Source organism: Janthinobacterium sp. GW458P, assembly GCF_002127585.1.
Classification (GTDB): Bacteria; Pseudomonadota; Gammaproteobacteria; order Burkholderiales; family Burkholderiaceae_D; genus Janthinobacterium.
On the sequence record NZ_NEGZ01000040.1, the window covers coordinates 41,510 to 51,996 of the forward strand.

The 10,487-nt window shown below is 66.6% G+C and carries 6 protein-coding genes and 1 pseudogene; 5 read left to right on the forward strand and 2 right to left on the reverse strand.

Annotation, left to right across the window (positions count from 1 at the left end; translation table 11 throughout):
* Positions 1–168 precede the first annotated feature (168 nt).
* Positions 169–2,274, forward strand: a complete 2,106-nt coding sequence (locus tag CBW50_RS19740) for a prolyl oligopeptidase family protein (protein ID WP_086147124.1) — start codon at positions 169–171, stop codon at positions 2,272–2,274.
* A 90-nt stretch (positions 2,275–2,364) separates the two neighbouring features.
* Here the strand turns inward: CBW50_RS19740 and CBW50_RS19745 are convergent, their stop codons facing one another.
* A complete protein-coding gene (locus tag CBW50_RS19745) occupies positions 2,365–2,988 on the reverse strand; it encodes a glutathione S-transferase family protein (protein WP_086147125.1) in 624 nt (207 codons plus the stop codon).
* Between the two features lie 255 nt (positions 2,989–3,243).
* On the opposite strand from CBW50_RS19745, the gene CBW50_RS30025 reads away from it, so the two are divergent.
* The 3 genes and pseudogenes from CBW50_RS30025 (at position 3,244) to CBW50_RS19760 (ending at position 7,238) form a co-directional block, all read left to right on the forward strand.
* Positions 3,244–4,071: a hypothetical protein gene (locus CBW50_RS30025; RefSeq protein WP_226935886.1), complete on the forward strand. Its 828-nt coding sequence runs from the start codon at positions 3,244–3,246 to the stop codon at positions 4,069–4,071.
* A gap of 12 nt (positions 4,072–4,083) precedes the next feature.
* Positions 4,084–5,958: pseudogene (locus tag CBW50_RS30350) on the forward strand (M1 family metallopeptidase); the annotation flags it as partial.
* Positions 5,959–6,491: 533 nt separating this feature from the next.
* On the forward strand, positions 6,492–7,238 hold the full coding sequence (locus CBW50_RS19760; RefSeq protein ID WP_226935884.1) for a YceI family protein: 747 nt from the start codon (positions 6,492–6,494) through the stop codon (positions 7,236–7,238).
* Here the strand turns inward: CBW50_RS19760 and CBW50_RS19765 are convergent.
* Complete coding sequence (locus CBW50_RS19765) at positions 7,201–7,830, reverse strand: LysE family translocator (protein WP_086147130.1); 630 nt, start codon at positions 7,828–7,830, stop codon at positions 7,201–7,203. The genes CBW50_RS19760 and CBW50_RS19765 overlap by 38 nt on opposite strands.
* A gap of 172 nt (positions 7,831–8,002) precedes the next feature.
* Here CBW50_RS19765 and CBW50_RS19770 point away from each other — a divergent pair.
* Positions 8,003–10,487 (forward strand): hybrid sensor histidine kinase/response regulator (locus tag CBW50_RS19770; RefSeq protein ID WP_086147127.1); only part of this gene is annotated, 2,485 nt, incomplete at its 3' end.

A 10,487-nucleotide genomic window follows, 5' to 3' on the forward strand; every position in this document is an offset into this window, starting at 1 on the left:
GCGCCGCAGATTCGACGGCCCTGCTCTTTTCCAGCAAACAATATTGGAAAAGTATATATTTTTTAAGTAGTCGCCCATAGACACTGGTTCCCCACAGCAATCCATGGCACCATGGATGCGCCGTTTTGCCTGCAACGCGGCCTCCATCGGACCAACCAGGAACCCTATATGTCGTCATATCGCACCGTTACCGGCAGCATGCTGCTCGGCCTGGCCGCAGCGGGCATTGCCCATGCGCAAGCTCCCTCCCCTGCCGCCGCCAATACCGATCCCCACCTGTGGCTGGAAGAAGTCCTCGGCGACAAGCCGCTGGCCTGGGTCAAACAGCACAACGCCGTCACCACGACGGAACTGGAAGCCCGGCCCGGCTTCCCGGCCCTGCAGGCGCGCCTGAAAACCATTCTCAACTCGAAGGAGCGCATTCCCTACGTCAGCAAGGAAGGCGAGTATTACTACAATTTCTGGCGCGACGCCCAGCATGTGCGCGGCATCTGGCGCCGCACCACCCTGGCGCAGTACCAGCAGGCCGAACCCGCGTGGGAAACCGTGATCGACCTCGACCAGCTGGCCGCCGGCGAGCATGAAAACTGGGTCTGGGGCGGCGCCTCCTGCCTGTATCCGAAGGGCGAACGCTGCCTCATTTCCCTGTCGCGCGGCGGCGGCGACGCCAAGGTCGTGCGCGAGTACGACGTGGCGAAACGCGCGTTTGTCGACGGCGGCTTCAGCCTGCCCGAGGCGAAGGGCAGCGCCAGCTGGATCGACGCCGATACCCTGTTCGTGTCCACCGATTTCGGCCCCGGCTCGATGACCAGCTCGGGCTACCCGCGCATCATCAAGGAGTGGCGGCGCGGCACGCCGCTGGCCCAGGCGCGCACCTTGTATGAAGCCAAGCCCGACGACCTGAGCGCCGGCGCCTACAAGGATTTCACGCCCGGCTACGAGCATCAGTTCATCGAGCGGCAAATCGATTTCTACAGCGGCGAAACCTTCCTGCGCGAGGGGACGGAACTCAAAAAAGTGCCGAAGCCGGACGACGCCACGGCCTTCACCATGCGCGACCAGCTGCTCATCACCCTGCGCTCGGACTGGAAAGTGAACGGCAAGACCTACCTGCAAGGCTCGCTGCTGGCCACCGACTTCAAGGCCTTCATGCAGGGCGGACAGGAGCTGGAAGTGCTGTTCGCGCCCACGGCCACCTCGTCGCTGGACAATGTCACGCCGACGAAGTCAGCCATCCTCGTCACCACCCTGGACAAGGTCAAGAACCGCCTGACGGAACTGCGCCACATGGACGGCAAGTGGCAGCGCCGCAGCGTCGACGCGCCCAAGCTGGGCACCCTGGCCGCCAGCGCGCTCGACCCGGTCGACTCGGACCAGTACTTCCTGACGGTGACCGACTTCCTCAACCCGACCACCCTGTACCTGGGCGCGGCGGGCAGCGACCAGCGCACGAAAATCAAGTCGCTGCCGGCCTTTTACGACGCCACGCCGTACAAGGTGCAGCAGTTCGAATCGACGTCGAAGGACGGCACCAGGGTGCCCTACTTCGCCATCATGAACAAGAAGACGAAGTTCGACGGCCGCAACCCCACGGTGCTGTATGGCTATGGCGGCTTTGAAGTGTCGCTGAAACCGAGCTACAGCGGCACCACGGGCGTGGCATGGCTGGAAAAGGGCGGCGTGTATGTGCTGGCCAATATCCGCGGCGGCGGCGAGTTCGGCCCCCGCTGGCACCAGGCGGCGCTGAAGGAAAACCGCCAGCGCGCCTATGACGATTTCATCTCCGTGGCGCAGGATTTGATCAAGCGCAAAGTCACCAGCCCGCGCCACCTGGGCATCATGGGCGGCAGCAACGGCGGCCTGCTGACGGGTGCCGTGCTGGTGCAGCGTCCCGATTTGTTCAACGCCGTCGTCAGCCAGGTGCCGCTGCTCGACATGCGCCGCTATAACAAGATGCTGGCGGGCGCCTCGTGGATGGGAGAATACGGCGACCCGGACGTGCCGGAACAATGGGCCTACATCAGCAAGTACTCGCCGTACCAGAACGTCTTCAAGGATAAAAAGTATCCGCGCGTGCTGTTGACCACCTCCACGCGCGACGACCGGGTCCATCCCGGCCATGCGCGCAAGATGGTGGCGAAGATGGAAGAGCAAGGCCACGACGTGCTGTACTGGGAAAACACGGAAGGCGGCCACGCGGGCGCCGCCAACAACGACCAGCAGGCGCTGATGTGGGCGCTGACCTACACCTTCCTGCACGAGCAGCTGCAGTAAAGAAGTTGAAGCAAGCGGGGCCCGACGGGCCTTGCGCAAGCAAAAACGCCTGCACCGGAGACGCCGGCGCAGGCGTTTTGCATTTGGCCCTTACTTCGCCTGCGCGCTGGGACGCTCGGCGATGCGGTCGCGGTAAGCCTGCAGGTTGGCTAAACCTTCCGCGCCCGGACGGTACTTCATCAGGCCACGCGCGAATTCCAGCGCGCAGAAGGCCGTGATGTCGGCAATCGTAAAGCGTTCGCCGGCGATGTAGGGCTGGCTGGCCAGCACCTGGTCCAGCCACTGCGCCGTCTCGCGCAGCTTGCCCGCCTGCGCCAGGGCGAAGTCGGGAAACTGCGGATTTTCCAGCGCCACCAGGGCCGGGTGGCCGTGGCGCACCCAGTTGGCGGCGGCGCTGAACAGGTGCAGTTCCACCCGGCGGTCGGCCATCTCGATAAACGCGCGCTCTTCAAAACCTTCGCCCATCAGGTTCGGCTGCGGCTGCAAGCCTTCCAGGTAGGTGCAGATGGCGCGCGTCTCGGTCAGCACGCGCCCGTCGGCCAGTTCCAGCACGGGCACGCGGCCCAGCGGATTTTTCGCCAGGAAGGCGGGATCGCGGTGCTGGCCCGCCATCAGGTCGAGCGCCACTTCCTCGATGCCGGTGAGGCCCTTCTCGGCGATGAACATGGTGACGCGGCGTGGATTGGGCGTGCGGGGGCTGATATACAGTTTCATGTGCGTGGATCTCGTCTCGTTATGGTGGTTGACAATCAGGCGCGACACCGGCCTGCGGCGGTACAGTCAGGCCACCATCATACCAGCGCATGGCAGGCGCGCGGCGCCCCTGGCGCGTTGACTTTGCTCCCGTTTCGCCTTAGATTGCCATACGGGAACGCTGGCCGCCAGTTCCAGCGATGTCCCCCAAACCGTCATCGACGCCTGCAGCCTATCCGGCTGGCGGGCGTTTTATTCATGAACCAAGGGCATACCATGCATCGCACACCGACTCCGCGCTTCCGGCGCAGCCAACTGGCCGCCGCCGTCCTGGCGCTGGCCTGCATCGCCGCCGCTGGCGTTCCCCAGGCGGGCCACGCCGCTCCCGCCGCCAGATACGCCTCGGCCAGCCATGCGGCGGCGACCACCACGCAGCTGCCGCGCGGCGTCACGCCGCTGCACTATATCGTGTCGATCACGCCGGACGCCGCCGCCGCCACCTTCAAGGGCGAGGCCGCCATCAAGGTGGCGGTCGACGCGCCGACCGCCAGCATCACCTTCAATGCCCTGAACCTGGCGTTTGCCGCCGCCGCCATCGAAGGCAAGGGCGGCAGCAAGCAGGTGACGCGCAAGATCGAGTTCGATGCGGACAAGCAGACGGCCACCGTGCATTTCGCCGAGCCCGTGGCCAGGGGCGAATACCTGCTGCGCATCGACTACAGCGGCAAGATCGGCACGCAGGCCACGGGCCTGTTCTCGCTCGACTACGACACGCCCGAAGGCCGCCAGCGCGCGCTGTACACGCAATTCGAGAACTCGGATGCGCGCAGCATGCTGCCGTCGTGGGATGAGCCGGACTACAAGGCCACCTTCGATCTCAGCGTGGTCGTGCCGAGCGGCCAGATGGCCGTGAGCAACATGCCGATTTCCAGCAGCGAAGAACTGGGCAACGGCATGAAGCACGTGTATTTCGCCACCACGCCGCGCATGTCGACCTATCTGCTGTTCTTCGGCCTGGGCGACTTCGAGCGGGCGACAACGATGGCCGACGGCACGGAAATCGGCGTCATCACGAAAAAGGGCGCGCTGGCGCAAAGCCGCTAAGCGCTCGACGAGTCCAGCGCCCTGCTGCGCGAATACAACGATTATTTCGGCGTGCGCTACCCGCTGCCCAAGCTCGACAACATCGCCGCGCCCGGCCGCAGCCAGTTCTTCGGCGCCATGGAAAACTGGGGCGCCGTGTTCACCTTCGAATACGGCCTGCTGCTCGACCCGGCCATCTCGACCCAGGCCGACAAGGAAAACATCTACACCACGCTGTCGCATGAAATGGCGCACCAGTGGTTCGGCGACCTGGTCACCATGCGCTGGTGGGACGACCTGTGGCTCAACGAAGGTTTTGCGTCGTGGATGGAAAGCCGCACCACGGAGCGCCTGCATCCGGAATGGAACACGGCCCTGTCCAGCGTGGCCGGGCGCGAGTCGGCCATGAGCCAGGACGCGCTGCGCACCACGCACCCCGTGGTGCAGCGCATCGCCACCGTGGAACAGGCCAGCCAGGCCTTCGACGGCATCACCTACCAGAAGGGCGAGGCGGTGATCCGCATGCTCGAAGCCTATGTGGGCGCCGACACCTGGCGCACGGCCGTGCGCAGCTACATGCGCAAGCATGCGTACGGCAATACGGTGTCGGACGACCTGTGGCGCGAAGTCGACGCGGCGGCGCGCAAGCCTGTCAGCGCCATCGCCCATGATTTCACCCTGCAGCCGGGCGTGCCCATGATCACGGTGGGCGACGCCGTGTGCCGCAAGGGCCGCACGCGCGTGACCCTGACGCAGACGGAATTTTCCAAGGACCAGGCGGACAAGAAGCCGCTGGCGTGGAAAGTGCCCGTCATCGCCTCGACGGTCGGCAGCCACAAGCAGGCGCGCGTGCTGGTGAAGGATGGCAAGGCGACCCTGAACGTGCCTGGCTGCGGCGCCCTGCTGGTGAATGCGGGCCAGAGCGGCTACTACCGCACCCTGTACGCGCCGGCCGGCACGCGCGCGCTGGCGCGCAGCTTCGCGCGCCTGGCGCCCATCGACCAGCTGGGATTGCTGGCGGACAGCCAGTCGCTGGGCATGGCGGGCCTGCAGGACCCGGCCGCCTTCCTGGAACTGGCAAAAGCCGCGCCGCTGTCGGCCGACCCGCAGGTGCTGGGCCGGGTCGCCGGCGCGCTGGGCGGGCTGTACGAACAGTACGCGGGCGACAGCGCGGAAAGCAAGGCGCGCCAGCAGGCGTTCGGCCGCTACGCCATCGCGCGCCTGGCGCCGATGATGGCGCAGACGGGCTGGGAAGCGCGCACGGGCGAAGCGTCCAGCGTGGCGACCCTGCGCGGGCAGCTGATCGCCATTCTCGGCGACATGGGCGAAGCGGGCGTGATCGCCGAGGCGCGCCGCCGCTACGCGGCCAGCGAGCAGGATCCGTCCGCCATGCCCGCGCCGCTGCGCCGCACCATCCTGGGCGTGGTGGCCCAGCATGCGGACGCCGCCGCCTGGGAGCAGCTGCACGCCAGGGCGCGGCAGGAAAAGACGCCGCTGATCAAGAACCAGCTGTACGACCTGCTGGCCTCGAGCGATGATACGGCCCTGGCGCAGCGCGCGCTGGCGCTGGCGCTGACGGAGGAGCCGGGCGTGACCAACAGCCCGGCCATGATCTCGCGCGTGGCGCGCACGCATCCGGAACTGGCGTTCGACTTCGCGCTGGCGCACCTCGAGCAAGTCAATGCGCGCATCGACGCCAGCTCGCGCAGCCGCTACTTCCCGCGCCTGGCGGCCGGATCGGCGCAGCCGCAGATGATCGCCAAGCTGCGGGCGTACGCGCAGGCCAACCTGCCCGAAGGCGCGCGCGGCGACGCCGACAGCTCCGTGGCCGGCATCGAGTACCGCATCAAGGTGCGCGCCGAGCGCCTGCCGGCGATCGATGCATGGCTGGCGAAACAGGCGGGCTGAGTGGATTTCCCGGCGCCGCGGCGCCGGGAACGGATAAAAACGCAGGCAAAAAAAACCGGCTTCGCAAAGTGCGGTAGCCGGTTGAAACGCTGTTTCAGAGCGCAGGGATAAAACGGGAAGACACATGAAAAGTGGAAACCGTGCCGGTCATTGAGGTGTCCGGCAACCTTGGGCCCGGGGTTTCCGTGCGCCATGTGTCCACTATGCCAGCCCTTCCCGGCGTCAGGCTTAGGACTTCATTAAATTCCATCCCATTTCCTGCGTTTCCCCTGCCAACCTTGCCATCGCAGCAATGTTTTCGCGCTGCGCCAGCCTGTCTGGTGCCGATGGTTGAGCTCACCGGCTAAGCTGTTGAGTCATGCCTGCATCCTATCGCTCCCGGAGCGTAGTGATCTGCGCAACGCATGCTGTGTGCCAACAAAAGCATCATAGCAGCGTCATATGACCGCCTTATGACGTAGCTCTAACATTGCGCGCGCGCCGCGGCGCGGATCGCGTACCATTCCCCCATCGCCCTTGTCCCTTTTGCCCCCATGTCCAGCCAGAACTGCCGCCTGCCGTCCGCCATCCGCGCCCCGCTCCTGCTTGCCTGCGCCGTGCTGGCCGCCTGCACGCCACTGCCGCCCGCTCCTGCTCCTGCCCCCGCTTCCGCCGCCCGGGCCGCCATGCCGGCGCCCGCGTGGCAGCGGCCAGGCGTGCAGCTGCTGCACATCGCGCCCGAAGAATCCCTGCTGACCATTACCGTGCGCCGCGGCGGCGCGCTGGCGCGGCTGGGGCATGACCATGTGGTGGCCAGCCGCGGCCTGCAGGGCGTGGTGGCGCCCGCGCAGGGACGTGCGCAGTTCCAGTTCCGGCTCGACGAGATGAGCGTCGACGAGGAGGCATTGCGCAAGACGGCCGGCCTGACGACGACGCCGTCGGCCGACGCCATCGCCGGCACGCGCCACAACATGCTGGTGCGCGTGCTCGAGGCCGAGCGCTATCCGTGGGTGCGCATCGACGCCCGCCAAACGGGCAACAGGGACATGCTCGAGGCCGACATCACCCTGCATGGCGTGACGCGCACGCTGCAGGTGCCCGTGCAGATCACGGAGGCGGCCGGCGGGCGCGGCCTGCAGGCCAGCGGCAGCCTGCTGCTGAAACAGAGCGATTTCGGCATCGTGCCGTTCGCCATCCTGGGCGGCGCCATGGCCGTGCAGGACCAGATGGAACTGGCGTTCCGCATCACGGCAAGGCCGGAGCCTAGCGCGCCAGCACCAGGCGCAGGCCCAGGGCGATGAAGATGGTGCCGGCCAGGCGGTCCAGCCACAGGCCGGCGCGCGGGCGGCGGTTGATCCATTTGCCGACGGCGCCCGAAAAATAGCCGAGCAGGCCGAACAGCACGCACGCCTGCGCCGTGAAGACCAGCCCGAGCTGGGCTGTCTGCCAGCTGGCGCTGCCCTGGCCCGTGACGATAAACTGCGGCAGGAACGAGAGGAAAAACAGCACGACTTTCGGATTGATACTGTTGGCAAACAAGCCCTTGCCGAACAGGCGCAGCAGCGATTCATCGGGCAGGGCCGCCGCGCCGTCGACTTTCGCGCCGCCACGGCTGCGCAGGGCGCCGATGCCCAGCCACACCAGGTACAGGCCGCCGGCCACTTTCAGCGCCGTAAAAGCAGCGGGCGAAGCGGCCAGCAGGGCCGACACGCCGATGCTCGCCAGCACGGTGTGCGTGAGGCAGCCCAGGGCGCAGCCGAGGCCGAAAGCCATGCCCTGGCGCCGCCCGCGCGACATGCCCACGCCCAGCACCATCAGGTTGTCGGGGCCGGGGCTGGCGGTAATGAGGACGGCGGCGGCCAGGAAGGCCAGGAACTGGTCGGGACTGAGCATGGAAGACTCGCAGGCAAAAAGCGACATGATACCGGAGCGGACCAACATACCAACGAGCAACATGCTTGCGTGACAAGAAATTGCGCATGCGCAAGCCGAGTCGATTAAAATGGACACTCCACAGCACAGGGCTTTGCCGCCATTCCCCGCGCGACAATCACCATACTCACCGATGCCAGCCCACCCGCCCCCGTCCAGCCACAGCGCCCACCACTGCCGCGTCAGCACCTGGCTGTGCTGGTGCCTGCTGCTGATCGGCCTGCTGGGCCCGGGCTGGGCGGCGCGCGCGCAAGCGGCCACGCTGCCCCTGACGCAGCAAGGCATCGGCCACCTGGGCGATGGCGCACGGCTGTTTCTTGCCGACAATTATGACGTGCCCGCCGATGCCGCCGCCCTGCCCGCCTGGCTGGCGCGCCAGCGCCCGGCCGCAGAGGTCGACCTGTTCGGCGGCGCCTACTGGCTGTATGCGCAGGTGCGCAACGACAGCGCCGAAAGCGCCTGGGTCATCGATCCGAACGACACCCTGATCGATCTGGTCGACATCCACGTGTATGGCCCCGGCCAGCATGCGGCGCCGCAAACCCTGCTGTCGGGCTACCAGCGTCCGCACGAATATTTGCTGCACTACGGCAAGAACGTGCAACTGGCGCCGGGCGCCACCTACGCCATCCTGATCCGCTTTTCCAGCCCCTACTACGCGCGCGCGCCCATGTTCGGCCTCACGACGCAGCAGGACTACCGCAAGCTGGTGGGCAAGGAAAACTTCCTGATCGTCGCCTCGATCGGCGCCCTGCTGGCGCTGGGCCTGTTCAATTTCTTCATCTTTTCCATCACCCTGGAAAAAGCCTCCGTGTATTACGCGCTGTACGTGCTCACGTACGGCGTGGCGTGGGCCATGACCTTCCACGTCTTCTCCGACCTGTTCGACTGGCGCCAGCTGCAGCTGCATTACGTGCCGTTCTTTCTGCTGCCCGTCTTCAGCACCCTGTTCTACACGCATTTCCTGCGCCTGCGCGAGTACTCGCCCCTGCTCGACCGCATCAGCCGGATCAACGTGATCCTGCCCCTGCTGCTGCTGCCCAGCTGCTTCGTCGCCCTGTCGTATGCGCACGCGCTGGCCACCGTCGCCATCACCATCTGGATGCTGCTGGCGCTCGTCAGCGGCATCGTCGTCTGGCGCCGCGGCTACCAGCCAGCGCGCTTCTTCGTGCTGGCCTTCGTCGCCCTGATGCTGCCCGGCTTCCTGATCCTGCCGGCCAACCTGGGCCTGATGCCGGCGCTGGTGGCCAACGCCCAGCTGGTGGCCTTGCTGGGCGGCACCATGGATGGCCTGCTGCTGGCCTTTGCCCTGGCCGACCAGATCCGCCTGCTGCGCAACAACCTGGAACAGCGCGTCAGCGAGCGCACACTGGCGCTGACCCTCAGCAACGAGGCCCTGCTGAAAGCCAAGGAACATGCGGAAGTGGTCAGCCGCCACCGCATCGAATTCCTCTCGGCCATGAGCCACGACATCCGCACGCCGCTGGCCGGCGTGATCGGCATGCTGCAATTCGCCCTGCGCGACCAGTCCGTCAAGGGCCGCACGCAGGAATACCTGCGCATCGGCCTGCACAACGGCGTGTCGCTATTGACCATTCTCAATGACATCCTCGATTTCTCGAAGATCGACGCGGGCAAGCTGACCTTGGAAACGGTGGACTTCGACCTGCTGGCGCTGATCGGCGACGCGGCCGGCATCGTGCAGGGCCAGGCCGACGCCAAGAGCCTGCTGCTGCGCCGCGAACTGGCGCTGGACCTGCCGCGCTACGTGCGCGCCGACCCCACGCGCCTGCGCCAGATCCTCATCAACCTGCTGGGCAATGCCTTGAAGTTCACGGCCAACGGCGAAGTACTGCTGGAAGTGCGGCGCGCCCGCACGCCGCCGCGCCCCGACGGCCGCAGCGACATCGAATTCATCATCAGCGACACGGGCCCCGGCATCGACGCCGACACCCTGCCGCGGCTGTTCCAGAAATTCGAGCAGGCCGACCATTCCACCACGCGCCGCTACGGCGGCACGGGCCTGGGCCTGGCCATCTGCAAGGAGCTGGTGGAACTGATGCAGGGCACGATAGGCGTGGAAAGCCGCGTCGGCACCGGCTCGCGCTTCCATTTCACCTTGCCCCTGACGCCAGGCAGCGCGCCGGCGGCCGACACGCGCCTGGCGCCGCGCCATGCGCACCACGCCTGCCGCCTGCGCATCCTGTGCGCCGAAGACGTGCGCACCAACCAGATCATCATCGGCACCCTGCTGGAAAACATGGGCCATGCCGTCACCATCGTCGACAATGGCGAGGAAGCGCTGCGCGCGCTGGGCGCGGGGCCCTACGACTGCGTGCTGATGGACGGCCGCATGCCGCAGATGGACGGCGAACAGGCCGCGCGCCTGATCCGCGACGGCGGCAACGCGCAGTTCCCCATTCCCGACGCGCAGATCCCCATCATCGCGCTGACGGCCAACGCCAGCGAACATGACCGCCAACGCTACCTGGCTTGCGGCATGGACGACTTCCTCAGCAAGCCCGTCGACGAAACGCTGCTGTTCGAGAAAATCGACGCCGTCATCGACCTGCTGCTGGCGCGCGGCCACGCGCTGCCGCCGGGCCGGACGCAGGACG

Excerpts from the sequence above, each read along its gene's own strand:
- CBW50_RS19745 (WP_086147125.1), bottom strand. The coding sequence starts at position 2,988 with ATGAAACTGTATATCAGCCCCCGCACGCCCAATCCACGCCGCGTCACC.
- CBW50_RS30025 (WP_226935886.1), top strand. The coding sequence starts at position 3,244 with ATGCATCGCACACCGACTCCGCGCTTCCGGCGCAGCCAACTGGCCGCC.
- CBW50_RS19765 (WP_086147130.1), bottom strand. The coding sequence starts at position 7,830 with ATGCTCAGTCCCGACCAGTTCCTGGCCTTCCTGGCCGCCGCCGTCCTC.
- CBW50_RS19740 (WP_086147124.1), top strand. The coding sequence starts at position 169 with ATGTCGTCATATCGCACCGTTACCGGCAGCATGCTGCTCGGCCTGGCC.
- CBW50_RS19760 (WP_226935884.1), top strand. The coding sequence starts at position 6,492 with ATGTCCAGCCAGAACTGCCGCCTGCCGTCCGCCATCCGCGCCCCGCTC.